Consider the following 22,741-nt stretch of genomic DNA (forward strand, 5'->3'; position numbering starts at 1 on the left):
TACGGCTGGATGACGTCAGGGATGGTTGGCGGAAGGAACAGCGCCGGCGCTGGTGACCACCGGCCCCCGACCCGTCGGCCAGCCCCGACCAGCACCCCTCACCGTCCGTGGCATCACGCCTGCCTGCCCGTCGCACTCTCCGCGTGCAGAAGGTGCTGAGCTAACCTTCCCGCATGCGCGGACAGTTCACCGGCTGGCCGGAGCAGGCCATGGACGTGTTGTGGCAGCTCCAGGGCGAACCGGCCCACGCGATTCGCGAGCGTCATCGCGCGGACCGCGAACGCCTGGTCCGGCAGCCGATGATCGCCCTGCTCAACGAGGTCGCGGACGCCGACCCCCGATACGAGGACTTCTCCGTCTGGCACTACCGCACCGACTCCTGGTGGTGGCAGAACCAGAGCGCGGTGATCCGGCTCGGCCGCAAGATCGAGATCGGTCTCCGGTTCTCCCTGGACGGCCTGCGGATCCAGGGCGCCTGGTGGTATCCCGACCCCGGCCAGGTAGACGCGTTCCGCAAAGCGGTGGCTGCAGAGGGGAGCGGCCGCGAACTGCCCTTCATCGTCGAGGACTTGCGGAAGAAGGGCTACGACATCTCCGGGGACGTGATGAAACGCCCCCCACGCGGCTACCCGGCGAACCACCCCCGTGCCGACCTGCTGCGCCACCGTTCGCTGATCGCCGCCCGGCCCCTCGGCTGCGAGAAGTGGCTGCACACCCCCGAGGCGGCCGACCGGGTCCTCTCGGCCGCCGCCGACCTGGACGCCCTGCTGATGTGGCTGGTCCGCCACGTGAAACGCGGAGTTGGAGCAGGCTGAGGTGGATGCCGGCGCGTATCTCGTAGCGGATCCGTACTTCAGTCGGCCGACGTGTTCCGCGTGATCTCGGCTGCCTCGGTGACGGCGCGTTGTCTGAGATCGCCGAACAGTTGCATCGTGACGGCGGCCAGGACGTCGTTTCCGCCGACAGTTCGCCCGTCCCCGCGGCGGCTGGACAGGGCGAGGAGGGGGTCCTTGAGCAGCGGGGCCGGGGCCGGCTCGCCCGGCACCACCAGACCGACCGTCCCGAACCGCTTGACCCCGCCCTCGCGGACGACGCTGGCTGCGTCCTGCGCCAGGGCCGTCAGGAACACGCTCGCGATTCCGTCCAGGTCGCGGACCATCGCCGGGACCGCCCTCACCCCCCGGCTCCCCAGCAGCCTTCTTACCCCGCCCTCGAACCGGTGGGCGCCGGCCACGCCACTCGGTGTACGCGCCCCGCGGCGCTCACGACGAGACACAAGCGCACCATCGGCGTTGCGCACCTCGCCCACCAGGCCGTGGAAGGTCGGGCTGTGCAGGTACCACGCCGATCCCACCTCCACCTCGACGTTCCGGTCGATCGCCGAGACGAGATCCTTGGGCATCAGCCTCTTCCTGGCCTCCTCGGCCGCCGCGCTTCGCGCGCCGTCGATGATCTCCGTCAGCACGGTCCGCGTCACCGACGCGGCGGCCCACGCGGCCGGCCGGGAGACGTGCAGCGAGGTCACGTCCCTGAACACCGCTTTGACGAGCTGAAGCGTGAACGGTAGGTCGGTCACGACGGAAGCGGACTGCGGACTGCTGCGCTCGGCGCGTAGGGGGCGTGCGGTCATCGAAGAACGTGCTTTCTGCTGTCGGAGGTGTCAGTGGCCCATGCCGTACCGGGCGGTGAGACCACAGAGCCCGGCGGAGGGCGCCGAGCCGGCACAGGACCTGCCCGGGGCGGGGCCGCCGGCACACAGAGGTACAGGCGGCCCCCGGGAACCTCGGCGCTGCGGTGACCGGGCGTGCGGCAGGGGGCGCCACCCGGGCGACATGCTGTGGTGCGGCGCCGTGCCGGTCAGGCGACCTGGTACCTGCCGACTTCCAGGAAGTGGCGCAGTGCTTCGGGTGTGTCGTCGTCGAGGGCGGCGTTGGCTGCCGCGCGCAGGGCCGGGCTGATGGACGGGTCGGCGAGGATGCGGGCGATGGCGACGCGGTCGTCCTCGGCCTGGGCGATCCGGTAGCCGGTCTCCAGCCAGGCGCGGATCGCGTCGGAGTCGTCGGCGTCCAAGAGGGCGTTGACCTCGGCGATGACGCGCCGGCCGCTGTCGGGGTCGGCGAGCAGGCGCGTGATGGCGACGCGGTCGTCCTCGGCCTGGGCGATCCGGTAGCCGGTCTCCAGCCAGGCGCGCATCGCCTCGGGGTCGTCGGCGTCCAGGAGGGCGTTGGCTTCTCGTGTCACACGCCGGCCGCTGTCGGGGTCGGCGAGGATCCGGGCTATGGCCACCCTCAGGTCGTCGGCGTCCGGCTCGTCCGCGGACGAGGACACGACGGCCACCGTCACCGCGGTCGGTGCCGCCGGGGCGGCGAAGGACGGGGTGGCGAGCAGGAGGGCCGGGGCGAGGACGCCCGCGGCGATGCCGGGCGCTACGTGATGCAGGCGCAAGGAGAATGCTCCTCTTCGTATGCTACGGAGGCGAGTTGAGAACGCCTCAGGGCGTTCACTTCGACGATGCTGCCACCTGGGTCTGACAGTCCCAGTTCCCCGCTGCGATCACAGGGCGCCGCCGCCGCGGACGTGGCCCGTGGCTGTACCAGGTGTTCACCTTCCCCCAAGCGGTCACGCCCGGCCCGAAGCAGTGACCTCTCCTGCCCTACCCAGAGCGGGCGCGGCTGTCGGCGGCGGGCGGGTCGCCGATCCGGACCTCGATGCGGACGGGGCCGCGGAGATTCACGGTCGCACCGACCTGGGTACGGCTGTTTCTGGTCCTTCCGCGACCATGCCCACCAAGCGCCAGGGCGAGCAACTTCGGACTGGGTCAACGCCGTCAGACATCTGGCGGATCGCCTCGTGCCACGCGCAGTTCCCTGATGCCCGATCGTGATCCGCGAGTGTGCAACTCAGTGTGGATCCCGGCTGTCTGAAGAACGCGCCGGAGGACGAGTCTCCGGCGTCCACAGGCACAGAGATCGGGGATCAAGTGGGGAAGAAGCTCTGGAGAGCTGTGATGGCCGCCGGCGCGGCCGTGGTGTTCACCGGCGTGGCCGCGGCTCCGGCCGGCGCGGCCGAGGGCGGGGCCTCGTTCACCCGCGTCCAGGTAAACCACGGCAAGCCGATCGTGATCGGGGTGTCGAAGGAGGTCGCGGCGCCGACCTCCTTCAGGATGGCGACCACCCACCAGTGGAAGTGGCCGGCGGTGTTCCTGTACCGCGGCAGCACGGGCGATCGGCTGTGGCACGCCGTCGAGACGAGCGACTGCATCAGGGTGAGCTCAGGCGTCTGCGACTTCAACGAGACGATGTTCTTCGACCCGAGCGTGTGGGAGATGCACAACAGTGAGGCCGGCGCCTGGAAGGTCGCGGCCGAGGTGTACTACCAGGGCGGCGGCGGTGACACCGACGATGAGGACCTCGCGGTCTACGTCAAGCGCAACTCCCGTCTGACCGTGAACGCCTCACCCGAGCCGGTGACCCAGGGCAGCACGATCACCGTGACCGGAAAGATCACGCGGGCCAACTGGGAGACGAGAAAGTACGTTTCCTACGAAGGCCGCCTGGTGAGCCTGCAGTTCAAGGCGTCCGGAGCCACCTCCTACACCACGGTGAAGAAGGTGTACGCGAACGGATCAGGTGATCTCAAGACGACCGTGAAGGCGTCCAAGACGGGCACGTGGCGCTGGGCGTACTACGGCAACACCACCACGGGGCCGTCGACTTCGGCCGAGGACCACGTCGTAGTGCAGTGACTCCCGGGGCTGCCTCTTGCCCCACTGAGCAGCCGACGTCCCTCCGGGTGGCCAAGATCCGTATGCAAACCGATTTTGCCCGGGGCGGGAACGACGCGAGACCGACCGCCGCCTCGTTTGAGGCGGCGGTCTTTACGTATCGGGTCGCGCGGGCGAGAACAACCACCGGCACCGTGCCGTGCCCGCGACTGGTGCTCGGGCAAGAGCAAAGCGTCACGTCGGCGGGGTGGTGAGTTTGACGGCCACTGCGTCCAGGACCCAGTCCAGACCGGTCGCGAAGGATGCCTCGGCGTCCACGTCCGTGCCGTCGTACACGGCCTTGGCCAGCGCTGGGAAGCGGCCCGTGGCCAGCATTTTCGTCAGATGCGGGCCCAAGGCGCGCTGCCATTCGTGCTTGGACAGGCCCGTGGTGCGCTCGGCCCGCAGGTTCGCGATCTCGCGCCTGATCGCGCCGGTGTAGTAGGCGCCGACGGTCTCCACGGCGCGCATGACGGTGTCGATGTCGGCGAGGCCGTCCAGGGCGGACAGCGTGGCCTCGCCCACGGCGAGGCCGTGTGGACCCAGGGCCGGGCGGCCGCCGAGCAGGTCGGCCAGCCATTCATGGCGCAGGGCGGCCTGCCTGGTGCGGTGGGCGAGGACGCGCAGTGCCTCCCGCCAGTCATCGGGCCGCTCTTCGGGCAGGATCTCGCCGTAGACCTCGTCCACCATGAGGTCGAACAGCTCTTCCTTCGTGGAGATGTATCCGTACAGCCGCATCGGGCCGGCGTTCAGGCGGGCGGCGACCTTGCGCACCGACACCGCGTCGAGGCCGCCCTCGTCGGCCAGCGCGATGGCGGCGGCGACGATCCGCTCCCGGTCGAGTGGCACGGGGCGGGGCGGCGGCTCCGGACGGTCCCAGACAGTCATGGGTCCCACCGTACCGTTGCGATGCACCGTAATCGAGCAATACAGTGTATCGGCATGAGACATCGAATCGCCGTGGTCGGGAGCGGCCCCGCGGGCCTTGCCTTCGCCCGTGTCCTGCACCGCCATGGCCACCCGGTCACCGTCCTCGAACGCGACCCGTCCCCCGACGCCCGCCCGCCGGGCGGCACGCTCGACCTGCACGAAGGGCTGGGGCAACTCGCTCTGGACAAGGCGGGGCTGCTGCCGCAGTTCCAGGAACTGTCTCGTCCCGAGGGGCAGGCCATGCGCATCCTGGACACGGACGGGACCGTCCTGCGCGACTGGCGACCGCGTCCCGGTGACCGGGCCAATCCCGAGCTCGACCGCGGGCAACTCCGTGACCTGCTGCTCGGCCCCCTGGACGTCCAGTGGGGGAGGGGCGTGAAACAGGTGGTGCCCGGGGCCCGGGACGGCGTACTGGTCCAGTTCATGGACGGGCGACAGGAGACGTTCGACCTCGTGGTCGGCGCGGACGGCGCCTGGTCCCGGGTCCGCCCGGCACTCTCACCCGTGACACCGCACTACACCGGCGTCACGTATCTCGAGACATCCCTGGACGACGTCGACGCCCGCCACCCCGACCTCGCCCGGCTGATCGGCGACGGTTCCGTGGCGGTGTACGGCGCCAACCGGGGTCTCGTCGCCCAGCGCAACAGCGGCGGCCACGTCAAGGTGTACGCCCAGCTCCGTGCACCGCTGGACTGGCACACGGACCCGGACCTCGACCTCGCCGACACCGAGGCCGTGCGCTCGCGCCTGCTGGCCCTCTTCGACGGCTGGGCCACACCCGTCCTCGACCTGCTCCGCCACGGCACCGCCTTCGTCCACCGCCCCCTCTACGTCCTGCCCGTGTCCCACACCTGGGACCACGTCCCCGGACTGACGCTCCTGGGCGACGCCGCCCACCTGATGCCCCCACTCGGGGCGGGCGCGAACCTCGCGATGCTGGACGGCGCCGAACTCGCCGAGTCCATCGCCACCGGCCCCGAAGATCTGGACGAGGCCATCGGCGCCTTCGAGGAACGGATGTGGGCCCGGGCCGGCAGGTGGGCAACCATCACGACGGCCGGTCTGGAACGCCTCGTGAGTCCCGACCCCGCCCAGGCCCTCGCTCTCTTCGACCACGTTCAGCCGTCCTGACCGCCCAGCGCGAGAGCCCCAGCACCGGCAGCCGGGCTGTCTCGTGAGACACGTAACGTCAGGAGAACGACGGCGTGCGAGCGCAGCTCGGCATCGACACGGGGCGCACGGCGACTGCGCCTTTAGCGCGGTACCCACCCCCACCCCGGCCCCCCGAAGCCGGGGCCTGCGCCGGACAACTGCCGGAGACGACCACCCTGGACAGCTGTTCACTCCGCCCGCCTTTGCCCGGGTGCCCTCCGCGGCAGCTCACGGCGCCGCCTCATCAATCCGCGCCATCGGGCCTGACCCAATCCAACCCGGCAGCCGCGTGCCTGGGTGACCGGCAGAAGTAGGGCGGCCCGTACTTCTGCCGCGGGAACTGCCTGGGACGTCGGGCACGCCGATGGTCGACTGGTTGCGAGGGCCCTGCCGGGCACGGTGCCGTCAGAGCGCCCTGCCGGCGGGCCGGACACCGGACCATATGCAGAGAAGAGGACGGACATGGCGATGGGCGACGGGGAGCAGCTGAGCAGGCGCCAGGTGCTGGCGGCCGGTGCGCTGACGGGCGCGGCGGTGGCGGGCAGCACACTGTGGTCGCCGGCGCGAGCCTCGGCGGCGGCCGCTCCGGCCATCTTCTACTCCCCGCACCAGGACGACGAGGCTCTGGGCCTGGCGGGTTCCATCCTGGAGCACAAGGCCGCCGGCCGGCCCGTCTACCTGGTGCTGGTGTCCCGGGGCGAGAACGACCAGCTGGCGACGAGGATGAACCAGGACCCGTGCCCGTTGACCACCGAGGAATCGCGTCACCCGTGTGCCGCCGGCGGCCACCACGGCCTGTCGTGGCCGACGGACGGAACCAGCATGATCGTGCCCGCCCGCACCGCTGAGTTCATGGCCTCGGCCAAGGCACTCGGTGTCGACAAGGTCATCAACTTCAAGCTGCCGGACTCCCCGTACAGCTCCGTGGACGCCTACAACCGGTTCGTGAAATCGGTCAAGGCGAAGGTCAAGGCGCTCGCGGAACAGTATCCCGGGGCCTCGCACAAGTTCACCGCCGGCTGGCTGGAGGAGACCGACACCCACAAGGCGCTCGCGGACGCCGCGTACTTCCTCATACAGGACGGTGTACTGAAGGACGTGCGCTTCAACTACGTCTACGCCTACGACAAGCCCAGGAGCCAGCGGGCCGACGGCGCCGCCTACGTGCTGAATATCCCCCCGGCCCACATGGCGATCAAGCGCAAGGCGATCTACTGCTACAACACCTGGGCGCCCGACCGTAACCTCTACGCGCTCGGCTACCACAGCGTGCCGGCGAAGATGGAGAGCGCCCACGAGGACCCGCGCGAGTTCGTGTTCACTCTCCCCTCGTCGTACCGGCCCGGACGCATCCGTCACTAGGGCCTGTCGTTTGGATCAGGTCGGCCGTGACAGACGGTTCGTCCCGGCCGACCCGAGCGGGGTCTGGTGCGTGCAGCTGCAAGGCGGAGGAGGGAGTCGAAGCGGAGCTTCGGCGACCGACGACAACGCCGCAGATGTGCGTGCCAGACCCCGCGACACCGGCCTGATCCAAACGACAGGCCCTAGGCGCCTTCACCGGAAAGTCACTCGATGCCCCGGCCCGTCGAGGCCGCGCAGTTCGGCGGCGGCCTCGCCGTGGCGGGGGTGGTTCAACCGGGCAAGGGCCTCACGCGCGACCGTCAGGACCTCCCGCGCCTCGCGGTGACGACCCAGCCGGCGCACCACACGGCCCAGGTCCAGACGCGCCGGTTCACACCACGCCGGCATCCGCGCCGCCTCGAACCGGGCCACCGCGAAACGCAGCGGGGCCTCGGCCTCCTCCCAATGGCCCAATGCCGCCAGGTCGTTGCCGATGTGCTGCCTGCACGAGGCGAGATACAGCCCGATGAGATCCGGGAACTCGCCCAGCGCACCGGCCCCGCAGAGAACCTCGCTGCGCCGGTGCGTCAGCAGAGCCTCGTCGACGCGGCCGACCTGGCGCAACTGGCGGCCCAGCGTGTTGAGGGTGGTCAGCTCCGCCAGGCGGCTGAGGGTGTCGCTGCGATCGCGCAGCTGCTCGGCAGCTTCGCGGAGCCGAGCGATGGACTCCTCGAAGCGGTCGAACCGGTGGAGCGCTTCGGCCGCGTAGTTGAGCGCCCAGCCGGTCTGCAGCCGGTCGCCGATCTCGCGCGCCACAGCCAGTGCCGCCTCGGCCGTGGCCAGGGCTGAGGCGTGGTCGTGCAGACACTTGTTGTAGGACCAGGCAAGGTAGTTCAGCTGGATGGCCTCGTCCCGCCTGCTGCCCAGAGCCCGCGCGGAGTCCACCCCCCGCTGGAACACCTCGGCCCACAACTCCCAGTGCAAGGTGCGGTCGGAGAACCAGTGCATGGCCTCGGCCACATCGACGACCTCCCGGTGGCGGCCGGCCGCCTGAGCCCGGCCAAGAGCCGCGAGCCATTGGGCCCGCTCCGCTTCGAGCCAGGCGTGGGCCGCCTCCCGGCCGGTGGGCGCGGTGGCCGGATCCGGATCCGTACAGGGGGCGCCGGGACGGTCCGCTACGTCGAAGAGCAGAGCGGCTGCGCTCGCCCTGCGCAGGGTCCACCGGTCGGCCCGGTCCAGGGCGGCTGTGATCCGGGCTGGATCGTCCTCCTCGGCGAGCTGCTCACCCGCGAACAGGGCGAGCAGATCGTGGAAGCGGTAGCGTTCGGCGCCGGGGTGCGGCTGGAGCAGCCCGGCGTCGGACAGGTCCTGCACACACCGGGCGGCCTGACGCGGGGACACGTCCGCCAGCAGGGCCACGGTCTCGGGACCGAAGTCGGGCCGGGCGGCGAGCGAGGCACGGCGAAAGACGAGACGGGCAGGCGGGCTCAACTGCCGGTAGGACACGGCGAACGCTGCCCGCACCTGGAGGGATCCGGCTCGCAGGGTGTCCAGACGGCCCTCCAGCGCGGACAGTTGGCCGACGAGCTTGGCGATGCTCTCGCCGGGCCGGGCAGCCAGCCGCTGCCCGGCGATACGGACGGCCAACGGCAGATGTCCGCACAGCTCCACGAGATCACGGGCTGCCTGGCTCTCCCGCCGCACCCGCTCGGGACCGACGATACGGGTCACCAAGTCGACCGCTTCCTCGCGGCGCAGCAAGCCCAGTTCGGTGCGGTGGACCGCTTCCAGACCCGCCAGGCTGTGACGGCTGGTGACCAGAGTGAGCGAGGGGCCGTGGGCGGGCAGCAGCGGACGTACCTGCTCCTCGTCGGCGGCGTTGTCCAGCAACAGCAGCACCCTGCGCTCGTGCAGCACGGACCGCAGCAGACCGCTGCGCTCGTCCGTACCGGCCGGCACGGCGTCGTCGGCCACCCCCAGTGCCCGCAGCAGCCGGGCGAGGGCGTCACGCGCGGAAGCCGGGCTCGGGTCCATGCCGCGCAAGTCCACGGCGAACTGCCCGTCGGGGAAGCGGGACGCCATCTGGTGGGCGGCGTGGACGGCGAACGCGGTCTTGCCCAGGCCCGGTTGTCCGCAGATCACCGCGACCGGCGGATGGGCCGGGTCGAGCTCGTCCGCCAGCTCCAGTAGCCGGGCCAGGGCCGGACCACGGGCAGTGAAGTCGCTCAGGTCACGGGGCAGCGCGAGGGCGTGCGGCACGACCGGCACCGGGCACGACTGCGCACCGGGCCCACAACCGTGGCCATCCGCGGCGGCGCTCCGCCCGCCGGCCACGGCAGTGGCCGGCCCAACGTGAGAGCGGGTGCGGGTGCGGGGGCGGCCCAGGCTCGCGGCCCGCTCCAGCTCGCGAGCACCCGCAGCGTCGAGCCCCAGCGCGGCAACCAGCGCCTCCACCGTGCGCCGCTGCGGCCCCCGGGAACGGCCACGCTCCAGATCCCCCAGTGCACGCACGCTCACCCCCGCCGCGTGGGACAGCCGCTCCTGGCTCATCCCGGCCCGGGTACGCAGCGCCACCAGCAACGGCCCGAACCCCTCGGCGACCGGTTCCCCGGCTTCCCCGCCCATGTCGTGTTCCCCCCGCTCGGCCCGGTCCCGGCCCACGTCACGCATTGCCCGTTCAACACACACCCCGCGGGGGCCTGTCGCACAGCCCGCCCCGGGTCTCCGGTGCACGCCCCCGCACGAGCCTGGTCAGGGCCCGGGGGACGACCTACTGCCGCAAGTATGACGGGCCGTGATCCCTCCCCGCAGCACCGACCGCAGCTCCCTGAGGCTGGGGTGCGCCCCCCAACCGCGCGGCCGCACCCCAGCGCACCGACACCCTGCCCCGTGCGACGGCGGACGCCCCCCTTGTGCGGGGCTGAGCGGTCACCTGGCGAGTTCGGCCGGCTCGTCGAGCCGTGTCAGCTTCTGCGGATTCCGCACGATGTAGATCCGGGTGACGTGCCCGTTCTCCACCACGACGCTCACCACGGTCGGCTCGCCGTCCCTCTCGATCCGGCCCGCGGGAGCGCCGTTGAGCCACACGGGCGTCATCTCGAACGAGACCGCGGCCTGGTCCGCGCGCGTGAGCAGCCTCGCCACCGCCTCCGCCCCGTGGACCGGCGCCAGCACGGCGGCAACAACCCCTCCACCATCGGCGATCAGGACGACGTCCGGCGCCATGACCTCCAGCAGGTCCTGCAACTGCCCAGTGCGCAGGGCGAGAAGGAAGCGATCGACGACGGTCCGTTGCTCGGCCCGGCTCACCGGCATGCGCGGCCGGCGGGCGGCCACGTGCTCGCGTGCCCGCCGCGCGACCTGCCGTACCGCTGCCGAGGACTTCCCGATGGCCTCGCCGATCTCGCCGTACGGCATCTCGAAGACCTCCCGCAGGACGAACACCACCCGCTCGGTAGGCGCCAGCGTTTCCAGGACAGTCAGCATCGCGATCGAGACGCTCTCCGCGAGTTCGACGTCCTCCGCGACATCAGGGCTGGTCAGCAGGGGTTCCGGAAGCCACTCGCCCACGTACTCCTCGCGGCTGCGCGACAACGTACGCAGCCGGTTGAGCGCCTGCCGTGTGACGGTCCGCACGAGGTACGCCCGCGGTTCACGCACCTGCGACCGGTCGACGTCGGCCCACCGCAGCCAGGACTCCTGCAGTACGTCCTCCGCGTCGGCCGCCGAGCCGAGCATCTCGTAGGCGACGGTGAAGAGCAGGCTGCGGTGGGTGACGAAGGGGTCCTCGGTCATTTCGCCGACGGCGACGCCGTGCCGGAGTTCCCCGAACGCGCGGTCAGCGGGACCCCGCACGCGTCGGAGAAGCCCTGCGAGGTGATTCCGTGGGCCGTGTTGTTCCTGGTCGACAGGTTGGCGAAGGCGATCGACGCGGTGAGCTCGACCATCGCAGCCGGGCCCAGCCGGCCGAGCAGACCCGCGTACAGCTCGTCGGTCACAGTCGGCGGCGTGTCCGTCATGGCCTCGGCGTACTCCAGCACGTCCCGCTCCAGCGGCGTGAACACCTCCGACTCCCGCCAGCGCGGCACCTGGCTCGCCTTGGCCAGGTCCAGGTCCTTGTGCAGCGCCTGGAAGTAGTTGATGTCGAGGCACCAACTGCAGCCGACCTGCGCGGCAACGGCCATGTGAGCGAACGTCTTGAGCCCCTCGTCGGCCATGTCCCACTCGCTCACCTGGCGCCCGAGCTCCGTGGAGTCCTGGGCGACCTTGGGGTTGTGCGCCGTCACTTCGAAGGGCTCGGGCAGGGCACCGAACTGTTTGATCATGTTCTCGGTGAGCTCGGCGGGGAGTTCGGCCTTCGGGATGCGCAGTGTCACGGTGTGCTCCTTCTTCTCCATGTCCGTCGGCCTGTCGGCCTGCCGGACATGAAGACACCACCGGCCCCGGGAATGTGACACCCACTCCGGCGTTCGAGGAGGATTCGGCTCCCAGGGGCGGTAAAGCGGCGACTCGCACCCCCAGGGGCACCATGACACGATCCCTCCCACGAGACCGGCCTCCCCCTCGCGGGCGGACCGCGCCGGCACTCGCACGCCGGCCCGTCGCCGTCAGCCGTCCGTGGCCTCCCTTCCCGCGGTCGGGGTGGCCGCCCCGCGCACTCACCGAGGCAAGCCGGGCCTCAGCGCAATACGGGCGGGTGGTTTACCCGGCACACGAGGCAGGAGGCCCTGCACCCTCCCCTACTTTCGGAGCGTAGTCAAACGACTACTCAGAGCGAGATGAGGCTAGGGGTGCGTCCGACACGCACACGCCGACTGGCGGCCTTCACCTCGACAACTCCCGCTGGTAGCTAGCCCTGGAGGATTCATGCGACACCCCGTCTCCCGCCTGCGCACCAAAGCCCTGGCCGTCGGGCTCGCGTTGGCGGTGTCCGCGCTCGTGCCCTCGCTCCCCGCCGGTGCGGCCGATCAGTACGAGTGGGCCGCGCTCGGCGACTCCTACACCGCCGGCGTCTTCGTCGGCGATCCGCAGCCCGCCCTGGGCGATGAGTCGCGGGACGGCTGCGACCGCACCAGCGACGCCTACCCCGGCGTTGTCGAGCGGGAACTCGACGAGTTCCCGCCGGGCAAGTACGTCCACCTGACCAACGTCAGCTGCGGCAACGCCACCATCGCCGACATCGCCGACGCCAAGCAGACGCCGATCAGCCCAGTCCAGCCCCCCGCCGCAGGCTGGCCTGCGGTGGACCCGCAGATCCAGCGGGCGAAGCTCAACGACCAGACCGACGTCCTCACCATCGGCGTCGGCGGCAACAGCCTGCCCTTCGGCGGCATGCTCCTCAAGTGCCTCGAACTGGGCGCGACACCAGGCAAGTCCTGCCGCGAGTACTACACCAGTCCTCCCGAGGGGGAGGAGAGCATCCAGGACAAGCTCGCCCGGGTCCAGGACGAGTACGTCGAGATGCTGGCCAAGGTGCACGAGGCCGCGCCCAACGCCAAGGTGATCACGGTCGGTTACCCGGCCGTCCTGCCGGAGGAAGGCAGTGACTGCAACCGTCCTGCCCTCACCGAACTGGGCTCGATCAAGCACGCCGACGTCGACTGGCTCCGTGACCACGTCCTCAAGCAGCTGAACAACACGATCCAGCGGGTCACCTCGTTCTTCGGCGACTCCTACGTCGACGTCTACTCCTCCAGCGTGGGCCACGACGCCTGCCAGAGCGCGGACACCAAGTGGGTCGAGGGCATCTGCGGCGACGCCGCGGACTACTGGCCCACCAAGCTCGCCGGCACGCTGCTGAACTGCGGTCTCATCGGCAAGCGTGTCACCCTGGTCCACCCCAACGCCGCGGGACACGAGAACACCGCCGCCCACGTCGAACGAGCCATCCGCACCGCCCTCCTGAACTGACCGGCCGGCCCGGCGCCAGAGCCCGCGCCGAAGGCGCGGCCCGGGGCATCCACTGCGAGCTGCCCGCGCCTGCGGCCACACCTGCCGGGGGCCCTCGGCCACCGTGTCGAGAGCCCCCGGCCCCCGCGCAGCGCACAAACGTCCACGAACACCCCGGACAGCAACAGGACCGTTCGGCGACCTAAGGGCCAGCGGAACCTCCACCATGCCCCATGCCTTGCCGGGGCCCGTACGGCGACGCGGCCATGATGCGCCGCTGGGTCCTCCAGGCACATGTGTGGACCAAACTGCTCGAGGAGGCCGGATTCACCAACATCACGGTCGATGTGCTGCCCGCCACCACCGGGCCGCGCACTGCCGACACTCTGCTGGTGAGCGCCTACCACCGTCCTGGTCTTCTGAGTCATGAATGCTCTTCAGACAGCTGGCGAGGCGGTCTTGGATGTCGTCTGCGGTTTTCGTCCAGACGTAGGGCCTGGGGTCGGTGTCCCCTGCGGCGAGCCAGTTGCGGATGTCTGTCTCCAGGGCTTGCACGATCGGTGGACGCTCGCCGTATCTGCTTGCCGGTCAGTTCGGCGAACCAGCGTCCCACCAGCTTGAGCCAGGACGGCCCGTGGGTGTGAAGTGGCGAGGTGTCGGAGGGGGATAGGTGGCAGCAGTGAACGACGGGTGGGCGGGCATGGGCTGGGACTGGACGGATGTCGAGGAGATTCGTCGTCTTGGTGCGGGAGCCGATCCGGAAAGATGGAGCGGGGGCCGGCCGCTGCATCGGGCAGCGGTGTTCGGATCCGCGGATGTCGTCGCGGAGTTGGCCGACCGGGTTGCGGATGTGGACGCGCTGCAGGACGGGGTGACGGCGCTGTGGGAAGCCGTCGTGTCCAGAAAACCGGACAACGCACGAGTCCTCGCTGCGGCCGGGGCCGATCCGTGGCGGCCGTCGCTCGGCGGCTGGTCACCGGGGCGGCTGAGCCTGGCCGGACCGACGCCCGATCTGTGCCCAGTACTGGATGGGGTGTCCCTGACCGACACCGAGCGTGCGACGGCCCAGGAGGCCTAGCGCCTTACCACAGCACTGGGGCGAGTTCGACTACGACGGCACGGGTCTGGCCTGCGTAGCCGGTATCGACACGGCCGAAGCGGTGCGTCGTCTTGAGGCGACGCCGGTGGTGGCCCCCGAACTCCTCGATGAGCTGCACGAGTTGCTGGAGGATCCCTACGCCGCCTACGGCATGGACGAGAGCCTGCAGATCATCGGTGTGACGTCCGTGCCGGGCGGCTGCGTCCTCACCCAGCCCTGGGGATACGCGCCGAGCATGCCGGGCGTGCTGGCCCGGCTGTCCGCCGGCACTCTCTGCTACGGCCTCTACGCCAATCCCAAGAGCGGCAACCAGGCAGCATCGCCCGCCACGGAACGATCGAGGGGTCAGACCTGCACCCCGGCGGAGGACCGGACGAGAACGACAGCCCCGGGGAGGTGCTGGCCGCCTACCTCTACCTGCACGACGCCGTCGCCTACGCCTGCGCTTTCGCCGGACTGCGCCCGCATGTGGGGGCACGGTGATCGACATCAGCGATACGGGCGTCCCCGAAGCCGGAAAGACGGTGCGGCTTGTCGGGCGCCTGTCCGAGCGTGTGACAGGACGGCGACGATGGTCTGGGTGAGTCGGTGACTGCCGGGCCCGGAGGCCGGCGGCCCTCTTGCAGGACCGCGAAGAACATGACGGGGGCAGACGGCATACACCGCGCCACAGAACACGACCTGGATTGGCGCATTCGAAGTGGTTCAGGGCGAGGGCCAGATAGGGCAGAGGAGCGTGTATTGAGCGTCGGCGCACCACGCGTATGACGATTTCGGCATGTAACGTGAGGGCATGACCGAGCAGAGCATCTACCGATACTTGCGTGAGTTTCGTGATGCCTTCGACAAGCCTGAGCCGCTTGCTTGGCCGGAAATCAGTCACGGCCAGCTGATGATGATGATGAGTCCGAAGAAGCAGCACCAGTTTGTTGCTCATCGACTCCGCACCCAGTTGGAACCCCAGTTGGGCGGTGACATGCTCCTCATGATCGAAACCGATATGGAGGATGCCGCGCTAGGCGTGCTGCGGGTACCGGACCTTGTGGTGATCGATGAGGAAGAAGCTACCGCCGCTGGTGACGCCATTGACCCTCGCCGCTCCCATCTCGTCATCGAGATCGTCTCGAAGCCGAACCCGACCAACGACTACGAAGGCAAGCTGCGTGATTATCCCGCCATGGGGGTTCCGCACTATCTGATCGTCGATCCCCGAGACGGCAGCGCTGTGCACCATTGGGCCCCGGTCCGCCGTACCGGAACCCCCGCCTACGACAACCGGCAGCACTACACCTTCGGCGAGACGATCACCATCGGGAACTGGAAGATCGACACCGTAGGTCTGCCGCGTTACAACGGGGAAGGGCAATGATCGATACTGGGAGCCTGGTCAAGGCGTGGCGTATACGGCGCGGCCTGTCCCAGACGCAGCTCGCGGAACGTGCAGGAACCGGACAAGCCGCCATCTCCCGCATCGAGTCCAGCCGCGACTTGCCCACCCTGGCGCTCCTGAACCGAATCGCGTCAGCACTGGACTGCGATCTGAAGATCGATTTCACTTCATCCTATTCCGCTGCCCGGCGCGGGCGCAGGAGTGAGGGCGGCTGACGTCCTCCGCCGTCGGCAGCACAACCGATAATGCGGGCGGCGCGGCTTTAGTTGGAATGGATCGCTTCATGCAGCGCTCCCGTGTGAGGCGCAAGCCGACGTATCCGAGCGTGCGACAAGAAGCGATCGTGCCGTGCGCGTGAGGTTTCCGATCGGCAGGTTGCCTCAGGAACACGGATAAACCCGCAGCCCGGACTGCGCGGCGTGCCATGCGGTGGAGATGCCCAGGATGCCGCCGCCGATGACGAGAAGGTCGTACGTTGCCTTGGAGAGCTGCTCCCGGGTCTCGGCGCGGCTCGGGGCGGGAGCGTCTGTAAGGTGCGTCCCCAGGGCGGGCAGACGTGATTCGGACGCGTGGTTCACCGATATCTCCATCTGCCGCTTTTGCCGCTTAATGAATCAATCGTCCGGGATTCATTGTAATTGCACCGTTGCATGGCTGCCCGCACGGACGTTCCCTGTGGCACGGCTGTGCTGACTGAGCGAATTCGGTCGGTCGCGGACGAGGTTCGTTACGGCGACTGGTCCACTCCCGTCCCGGTGCTGTATGAGCGACGCCCGTCGTTCCCGCCTGGCACCCCACCGTCACCGTCCCTCGCGGCCAGTACGAGACCAGCGACCAGGTTGCAATCGGCAACGACCAGCGTGTGTTCTGCGGCCTGACCACGCACCTTCCCAGGGCAGCCCAAGTGCTCAGTGTGCGCCGGTGAACCGACGCCCGCGCCACACTTTTCCTGGACCGAGCCATGCACCACCGGCGCAGGGGATTCTCCGGGACCGCGTGGCGGTAGAGGTGAGAAGAGCGTTCGCACAGCTCAGCGCCGGCACAGATCGCTGTAGCCATTGAACTACCCCATGGCCGCAAGGCCGGCGTCTGCGCGCACCTGGACAAACGGGTATTGGCGACAGACTCGATGGCTAGCGCAGGTCTTCTTGGAAAGACTCCTCGACGTGCCTGACAACTCGCTGCTCGTCGCCGCCCTCACCAGCGTTACGGCGATCACGGCCAGCTCACTGGCGAGTTGGCTCACCAGCAGAGGCAACGCCCACGCTCGGATCCAGGTCAATGACGCGTCCGCCGCCCAGCGCCGCGAAGGTGTCCGGCAGACCCGGCGGGCCGCATACCTGGACCTTATTGAGCATGCCCAGGCCGTCGCTGACGGACTCCGAGGAGTCAACGGTCTCTCAACTACCGCATACAACGCTGCCTTGACCGCTCACCGCGACCGGCATCAGCGACTGCGCCGGGCAGCGACCCTGATCGACCTGGAAGGCCCTTCCGCAGTTCAAGTCGCAGCGTCAAACCTGCTGATCATGTCAGGCACACTCAGTACCGCTCTAGCGGCCACGGCCGAGAACGCCAGCGGTGAGAACCGTCGCGATTTCCAAGAGGTCCTGCGCTGCTATATACGGCTGATCAGGCCCTTTGTTGACACAGCCGCCGCCGCACTGGATGAAACGTAGGCGCACGGGGTCAGCACACCTCAGACAGAGGGCAAAATCCCTGTAGTGCCAAAGCTTTCCTCGTCGCCGGAAAGTGCCGGCAGCAGGGTCACCAGGGCCCCGCGCAGCTCGCGCCGTGGCCCGCCGGCGATGGCTTGTCCGCGGGCACTGGTCACGTGCGTCGACGCGTGGGAGCGCCCACGTGCCGTGGACGATGACGCAGGCCGCGTACGTACCCCGGTCGGGGCCGCCCTCTATCCTGCTTCCGTTGCAGGCTGAGGTGACCAGGGGGGCGTGCGTGCAGCCGTTGGAGAGCACGGACCCGGCCATGATCGGCGGCTATCCGCTGCTGGCGCGGCTCGGCGCGGGCGGTATGGGCCAGGTCTACCTGTCACGCACGCCGACCGGCCGTCCCCTGGCGATCAAGACGGTCCGGTCCGACCTCACCGCCGCCCCGGACTTCGAGCGGCGCTTTGCCCGGGAGATCCGCACCAGCGACCGAGTCCGCTCCCCGTGGACCGTTTCGGTAGTGGACTTCAGCCCACCCGGCCACCGCCCGTTGTGGCTGGCCACCGAGTACATCGCCGCGCCTGCCCTCTCCGACTGGGTCACCAGGCACGGGCCGCTGCCGCCCCCTGCTCTGCACGCCCTGGCCGCCGTACACGCCAGCGGGCTGACCCACCGGGACGTCAAACCGTCCAACGTCCTGCTCGGCCGCGACCGGCCCATGCTCATCGACTTCGGCATCGCCCGGGCCGCCGACGACTCCCGTTACACCAGCACCGGCGGTGTCATCGGCTCGCCCGGCTACCTCGCTCCCGAACAGGCCTCCGGGGGAGCCGTCACTGAGGCGGGGGACATCTTCTCCCTCGGCGCGGTCCTGGTGTTCGCTGCGACCGGCACCGGTCCCTTCGAGTATCCCGGCGAGCAGCCCTCGGCCGCCTCCCTGCTCTACCGCATCGTCCACGAGCCGCCGCGCCTGGAGGGTGTGCCGGCTGAACTGGCCCCGCTGATACGCGACTGCCTGGCCAAGCGGCCCGAGGACCGGCCGGACAGCGCCGAGTTGGCCGCCCGGCCGCGCCGGGGGCGGGCCGCGGACGACCCGCGGGCGGCCAGTCACAAGGGCGGGCACGCCCCGGTGGCCAACGCGTGGAAAGGCGCGCTCCCGCGCACACTCGGCGCCGACCTCGCGGCCCGCGAGGAGGAGGTCGCACACCGGTGCGCGGTACCGCAACACGACCAGGGTCAGGCGCCGACGAACGCGCTGACGTCCGCGAGACCGCCCGCCCCGGCGACCGCCGGGGCGGTGTGCCTGCCCCCGTCCCTCGACCACGCGACCCCCGCCACGCTGGACGCGCCACCCTCCAACACCCCGGTCCCACAAGGCCGGTCGGCTCCGGACACCGCCGCTGCGTACGGCCGGCCGGCCTCAGACATCCCCACGCCGTACGGCCCTTTCACCACCGGCACCCCCGGGCCGGCCAGGGTCGGGCCGCACGACGCCCGCGCCCCCCACAGGGAGAGGGGCGCAGACCGCCGCGTCCGCTGGACCGTCGCCGGTTCCGTTCTCGCGGTAGCCGCCCTGGTGACCGGCGTCCTGCTGTGGAATCCGTTCGGCAAGGAGGTGGCCGGCGAAGGCTCTACGCCTTCTCCGACCCCCTCGGCCTCCGCGCGCGCCCTCTCCGCCGCATGGGCGGGCGTCTGGACCGGTACGGGACCGGGCGATCCCGACGCGGACGGCCACCAGCACCCGCGCACCGAGTCGTTCACGGTGACCCTCACCCTGCACACCGCCGAGGCAGGCGAACTGGCCGGCAAACAGGTCAGCAACATCAAGGAGGCCGGCACCGACCGCGAGGTCGGCTGCACGGAAGCCCTGGAACTACGCTCGGTGCGCGGCACGACCGCCACGTTCGTCGCAGCCACCAGTCACCCGACCAACCGCTCGGACACCTCGCTGCAGTGCGAAAGCGGCCACCTGTACGTGGTCCAGCTGACCGATGCCGACACCATCAGCCTCGGTGATGAAGGCAGCCAGTCCGCCGGTGCGCCCACGGCCCTGCACCACAGCCGCGGCACGTCCTGAGCGGCGACCGCCGAGGCGGCGCGAGACGGCACCGGCGGCGGGCGGCGCGGAGGGCGTGATCGTGGCGGCGCTCTTGCCGGTGCGGCGTCCTCGGTAACTGGTCAGCAGTTCATCGCCGATCTGCCCGCCCAGCGCAGGCGGCGGCCGCTACAGTTCCCCCAAGCCCGCCTCAAGCTACCCGGCCCTCGAACCACGAGGGCTGGACCGCGTGAGGGGAAAACGCACATGCACAACAACAAGAACCCCTGGTGGTCCCGCGTTCTCGACGCAGCCACCGATGTCGTCACCGGGACGACGGGAGCCGTACTCGCCACCGTCATCACCTCCTGGCTCGGCAAGTAGAACCGAGGTGTGGCCAAGGGCTGGAAACCGGGGAGTGCGACCGGGGACCACCCGCCAAAAGACTCCAGGCGACCGCCACCGTCGCGGAGTTCTCGGACGCGCTCGCCTTCGCGAGCAGCGCCTCACCATCGTCTGCCACGGCAGACTCAAGTCCGGGAGGAGCTGCGGGCGCTCAGGTGTTGGCAGCCCCGTAGTGGAGGGTGCCATCCACGGGAAGCAGGTATCCGATGCCGCGCTCTCGCGGCATCTGGCCTGCCAGGGTTGCAGCGTCCGAGCAGCCGGAGACCTCGAACCCGACAACCCCCAGGCTGAAGGCCGCTCCGGTGAACGTCTCCTTGCCGAGAGCAGCAAGCCAGTCGTCCATCACGTCGGACCTGAAGAAGGGCCGGCCGTCCCAGTAGGCCAGGCCGGCGTTGTCCAATGCGCCGACGGGGACGTAGAAGTCCAGCCAGTCACTGCTTTCATCACCGCCCCGGACAGCCACACAACCGCAGACGACCAGTTGGCCCGTCGGCAGGCGGACCTGACCGTGGATGTGGCCGAACTCGGCCAGCGATCCAACTGTGCAGGGCACCCGATCCTGCTCCTCGGGTTCATGGTCTCTGTGCCCGAAGCACCCGTGCACCCCGGCGGCGGACCACAGAGCACTCAGGACGGCCTGGAGCCGGGCATCGTCACTCGATCCGACCTCTATCGCCAACTCGTAGTAGCCACCGGACCAGTTGGTGCGGTCCCGGAAGGCGGCAGGACTCGTCATGACGTGATCATGCGGCACAGCCCTCCTTCATAGCCACCCGCATTCATACGCGCCGCCGGGCCAACTGAGACGTCGTCCTGGCCCCGATCGAGCTTCCCACCCAGGTCCAGCCGGGTCAGTTACCATTCCCGCCGTGCCGACGTGCAGGTACGGGGGAGTGAACGCCCGTAGCCGCCGCCCCGGTCCGCGACACGACCGCCCACACCGACGGATGGATGCGAGTACGGGCCGCATGGACGCAGAAAACGACGACGTAGCGGAGTTCGCGTTACTCCTGACGAGCCTGAAGGCACGCACGGACCGCAGCTACGCGGCGCTGGCCCACCGTCTGGGCGTGCACGCCTCCACGCTGCACCGCTACTGCGCGGGTGAGTCGGTTCCTCTGGACTATGCGGGCATCGAGCGGTTCGCGGCGCTCTGCGGGGCTTCCCCAAAGGAGCGTACGGAGGTGCACCGCCGGTGGGTCCTGGCGGTCGCGGCCCGGCAACGACCGCGCGCGTCCGGCCCCCGCTCGGCCACCGGCGCCGCGAGCACCGCGCAGACGTCCGCGCACGCACGCGACGGCATCCCGGCGGACCGGCGACCCGGGCCGCACGCACCGGCCGACCCTGGCCCGTGCTCGGCCCTACCCTCCCGCCAGGTGTCACAGGGCGCCGCGCCGTCCCGCACCGGACGCGTCCGACGGCGGCCCGGCCGGTCGGCGGCCTTGGCCGCGCTGCTTGCCGTCGCGCTCGGCGGCCTCATCGGACCGGCGGCCGGTCCCCCCTCCGCCGGCGCTGAACGGTCCGTCTCCGCCGGTGCCCTGCCGAAACCGCCACGGGCCGACCCCACCGGCGAAGTTCCCCCCACAGGCGCCGTTCCCCCTGCCGAACCGCCCTCCGGCCGCGGCCACTCGTCCGCCCCCGCGGCCCCGGCCCCTTCGGCACGCCCCGGGAAGGACGACAGCCCGCGGGGCAGCGGAGCCGGCAGCAACACGCTCCGGCCGACGGCTCCGCTCACCTGGACGGCCAACTCCCACCTCTGGCGCCTGGAATGCGACCACGACTACGTCATCGCCAAGCAGCCGCAGCAGGTTCCGCCCCCGCCGACCCCGGCGGACGCCCAGGCGTGGGCCACCTCCCTGCAGGCGGTGCACGGGCGCACCACCGACCTGCGGATATCGGTACAGGGGCGGGGCTCCGCCGCCGTCGTCCTGGAGGCGCTGCACGTACGGGTGGTCAACCGCGCGGCCCCCGCCGCCCGCCCGCAGATCGCCTACTCGATGTACGAAGGCTGCGGCGCCACCCTCGTCCCCCGCCACTTCTCCGTCGACCTCGACGCGCGCCGGCCACTGGCCCGTTCCGTCCGTGGCAACGAGCCGGGCAGACCGACCACGCCGACCGGCTTCCCGTACCAGGTGTCCCTGCGGGAACCGGAGGTCCTCCTGGTCTCCGCACGGACCCTGTCCTGTACCTGCGACTGGTACCTCGACCTGGAGTGGTCCTCCCAGGGCCGGACCGGTACCACCCGCATCGACGACCACGGCCGACCGTTCCGCACCACCACCGTCAAAGGACTGCCGCACTACTGGTACCGCACCCCCCGTGGCTGGATCCCCATGACCACCGCCCGCGAGGAGACGGACGGCGCCGGCTGACGCAGCCGTCGCGAGGCCCCGCTCGCCGGGCCGCCCGCGGCCGCGCAAAGGACGGAGTGCGTCACCTCGACATGATGAAGTCCAGTGCGTACCCAGGGGCCGTGGTCCAGTAGGTGACGCGCTGCCCGTCGTTGGCGTACAGCGTGGGCACCGGCATGGGGACGTCGACCGGCCCGCCCGCCACCGCGCCGGGCCTGCGCCCCTGGAGGGTGAGGGTGATGCTCTTCGCCTCGTACTCGTCCATGGGACCGTTGACGAGCAGCGCGGCGTACGCCTCCTCGCCCGGAGCGAGGGTCAAGGGCTTGTCCGGGTCCGGTGCGCTCTCCTCGATCACGGGAGCCGTGGTGCGGCCGGCCCCGAGCCGCACGAGCGGGTAGCGGTAGAGGCTGCACTTCCTGTCACCGGCGTTCTGCACGGTGAGGAGGAGGTGGCGGGCGTCCTCGCCGTCCGCGGGCTCCTTCGACGCGGACACCCCGAGGACCTCGGGGGAGCAGGTGGCGACGGCGGCCTTGGTGCCCCGGCCGCCCGACCCCCACGTCACCGTCCCGCCGGCGACGCCCCTGTCCGTCGTCGGCGTGGTGGTGGACGCCTGGGCCGAGACCCCCCAGCCCAGCGCCAGGACGACACCCGCCGCCACGGCCATACGACCACCGGCAAAAGACTTCACGTTCATCTGCGTGTTCCTTCTCGCT

Annotated in this window: 19 protein-coding genes and 1 pseudogene; 11 read left to right on the forward strand and 9 right to left on the reverse strand. The window is 70.3% G+C overall.

Annotated elements, in window-relative coordinates:
* Positions 1-173 precede the first annotated feature (173 nt).
* Entirely contained in the window at positions 174-815 is a 642-nt protein-coding gene (locus tag ACZ4VA_RS34170; protein WP_356176210.1) for a DUF2461 family protein, read from the forward strand.
* Positions 816-853: 38 nt separating this feature from the next.
* Here ACZ4VA_RS34170 and ACZ4VA_RS34175 read toward each other — a convergent pair whose 3' ends face one another.
* Together ACZ4VA_RS34175 and ACZ4VA_RS34180 are read right to left on the reverse strand one after the other, a co-directional pair.
* Entirely contained in the window at positions 854-1,630 is a 777-nt protein-coding gene (locus ACZ4VA_RS34175) for a hypothetical protein (protein ID WP_468083854.1), read from the reverse strand.
* Between the two features lie 227 nt (positions 1,631-1,857).
* Positions 1,858-2,445, reverse strand: a complete 588-nt coding sequence (locus ACZ4VA_RS34180; RefSeq protein WP_356176215.1) for an ALF repeat-containing protein — start codon at positions 2,443-2,445, stop codon at positions 1,858-1,860.
* Positions 2,446-3,007: 562 nt separating this feature from the next.
* Here ACZ4VA_RS34180 and ACZ4VA_RS34185 point away from each other — a divergent pair.
* Positions 3,008-3,745: a hypothetical protein gene (locus ACZ4VA_RS34185; protein WP_468083856.1), complete on the forward strand. Its 738-nt coding sequence runs from the start codon at positions 3,008-3,010 to the stop codon at positions 3,743-3,745.
* Positions 3,746-3,958: 213 nt separating this feature from the next.
* On the opposite strand, the gene ACZ4VA_RS34190 is transcribed toward ACZ4VA_RS34185, so the two are convergent.
* A complete protein-coding gene (locus tag ACZ4VA_RS34190; RefSeq protein ID WP_468083858.1) occupies positions 3,959-4,651 on the reverse strand; it encodes a TetR/AcrR family transcriptional regulator in 693 nt (230 codons plus the stop codon).
* Between the two features lie 54 nt (positions 4,652-4,705).
* Here ACZ4VA_RS34190 and ACZ4VA_RS34195 point away from each other — a divergent pair, with 54 nt between their 5' ends.
* Together ACZ4VA_RS34195 and ACZ4VA_RS34200 are read left to right on the forward strand one after the other, a co-directional pair.
* Positions 4,706-5,830, forward strand: coding sequence for an FAD-dependent oxidoreductase (locus ACZ4VA_RS34195; RefSeq protein WP_468083860.1), 1,125 nt, complete (start codon positions 4,706-4,708; stop codon positions 5,828-5,830).
* A gap of 483 nt (positions 5,831-6,313) precedes the next feature.
* On the forward strand, positions 6,314-7,213 hold the full coding sequence (locus ACZ4VA_RS34200) for a PIG-L deacetylase family protein (protein WP_356176224.1): 900 nt from the start codon (positions 6,314-6,316) through the stop codon (positions 7,211-7,213).
* A gap of 192 nt (positions 7,214-7,405) precedes the next feature.
* Here ACZ4VA_RS34200 and ACZ4VA_RS34205 read toward each other — a convergent pair whose 3' ends face one another.
* The 3 genes from ACZ4VA_RS34205 to ACZ4VA_RS34215 form a co-directional block, all read right to left on the reverse strand.
* On the reverse strand, positions 7,406-9,817 hold the full coding sequence (locus tag ACZ4VA_RS34205) for an ATP-binding protein (RefSeq protein WP_389391867.1): 2,412 nt from the start codon (positions 9,815-9,817) through the stop codon (positions 7,406-7,408).
* Between the two features lie 303 nt (positions 9,818-10,120).
* Entirely contained in the window at positions 10,121-10,987 is an 867-nt protein-coding gene (locus ACZ4VA_RS34210) for an RNA polymerase sigma-70 factor (RefSeq protein ID WP_356170629.1), read from the reverse strand.
* The gene (locus tag ACZ4VA_RS34215; RefSeq protein ID WP_356170626.1) at positions 10,984-11,568 is read right to left on the reverse strand and encodes a carboxymuconolactone decarboxylase family protein; all 585 of its coding nucleotides are present in this window, start codon (positions 11,566-11,568) and stop codon (positions 10,984-10,986) included. Before ACZ4VA_RS34215 ends, ACZ4VA_RS34210 begins: the two co-directional genes overlap by 4 nt.
* A 490-nt stretch (positions 11,569-12,058) precedes the next feature.
* Here ACZ4VA_RS34215 and ACZ4VA_RS34220 point away from each other — a divergent pair, with 490 nt between their 5' ends.
* From ACZ4VA_RS34220 to ACZ4VA_RS34235, 4 genes are all read left to right on the forward strand, one after another.
* On the forward strand, positions 12,059-13,102 hold the full coding sequence (locus tag ACZ4VA_RS34220) for an SGNH/GDSL hydrolase family protein (RefSeq protein ID WP_356170623.1): 1,044 nt from the start codon (positions 12,059-12,061) through the stop codon (positions 13,100-13,102).
* Positions 13,103-13,751: 649 nt separating this feature from the next.
* Complete coding sequence (locus tag ACZ4VA_RS34225) at positions 13,752-14,159, forward strand: ankyrin repeat domain-containing protein (protein WP_468083863.1); 408 nt, start codon at positions 13,752-13,754, stop codon at positions 14,157-14,159.
* An 814-nt stretch (positions 14,160-14,973) separates the two neighbouring features.
* Positions 14,974-15,549, forward strand: a complete 576-nt coding sequence (locus ACZ4VA_RS34230) for a Uma2 family endonuclease (RefSeq protein WP_468083865.1) — start codon at positions 14,974-14,976, stop codon at positions 15,547-15,549.
* The gene (locus ACZ4VA_RS34235) at positions 15,546-15,785 is read left to right on the forward strand and encodes a helix-turn-helix domain-containing protein (RefSeq protein ID WP_356170617.1); all 240 of its coding nucleotides are present in this window, start codon (positions 15,546-15,548) and stop codon (positions 15,783-15,785) included. Before ACZ4VA_RS34230 ends, ACZ4VA_RS34235 begins: the two co-directional genes overlap by 4 nt.
* 180 nt (positions 15,786-15,965) lie before the next feature.
* On the opposite strand, the pseudogene ACZ4VA_RS34240 reads toward ACZ4VA_RS34235, so the two are convergent.
* Positions 15,966-16,160, reverse strand: a pseudogene (locus ACZ4VA_RS34240) (hypothetical protein); the annotation flags it as partial.
* A 576-nt stretch (positions 16,161-16,736) separates the two neighbouring features.
* Here ACZ4VA_RS34240 and ACZ4VA_RS34245 point away from each other — a divergent pair.
* On the forward strand, positions 16,737-17,249 hold the full coding sequence (locus ACZ4VA_RS34245; RefSeq protein WP_468083867.1) for a hypothetical protein: 513 nt from the start codon (positions 16,737-16,739) through the stop codon (positions 17,247-17,249).
* Positions 17,250-17,526: 277 nt separating this feature from the next.
* Positions 17,527-19,314, forward strand: coding sequence for a serine/threonine-protein kinase (locus ACZ4VA_RS34250; protein ID WP_468083869.1), 1,788 nt, complete (start codon positions 17,527-17,529; stop codon positions 19,312-19,314).
* Between the two features lie 514 nt (positions 19,315-19,828).
* Here ACZ4VA_RS34250 and ACZ4VA_RS34255 read toward each other — a convergent pair.
* Positions 19,829-20,413: a hypothetical protein gene (locus ACZ4VA_RS34255; protein ID WP_468083871.1), complete on the reverse strand. Its 585-nt coding sequence runs from the start codon at positions 20,411-20,413 to the stop codon at positions 19,829-19,831.
* A 232-nt stretch (positions 20,414-20,645) separates the two neighbouring features.
* Here ACZ4VA_RS34255 and ACZ4VA_RS34260 point away from each other — a divergent pair, with 232 nt between their 5' ends.
* Positions 20,646-22,049, forward strand: a complete 1,404-nt coding sequence (locus ACZ4VA_RS34260; RefSeq protein WP_468083873.1) for a helix-turn-helix domain-containing protein — start codon at positions 20,646-20,648, stop codon at positions 22,047-22,049.
* Between the two features lie 61 nt (positions 22,050-22,110).
* Here ACZ4VA_RS34260 and ACZ4VA_RS34265 read toward each other — a convergent pair whose 3' ends face one another.
* A complete protein-coding gene (locus ACZ4VA_RS34265) occupies positions 22,111-22,722 on the reverse strand; it encodes a DUF4232 domain-containing protein (RefSeq protein WP_389391864.1) in 612 nt (203 codons plus the stop codon).
* Positions 22,723-22,741: the final 19 nt, after the last annotated feature.

Source organism: Streptomyces sp. NPDC028308, from assembly GCF_055565855.1.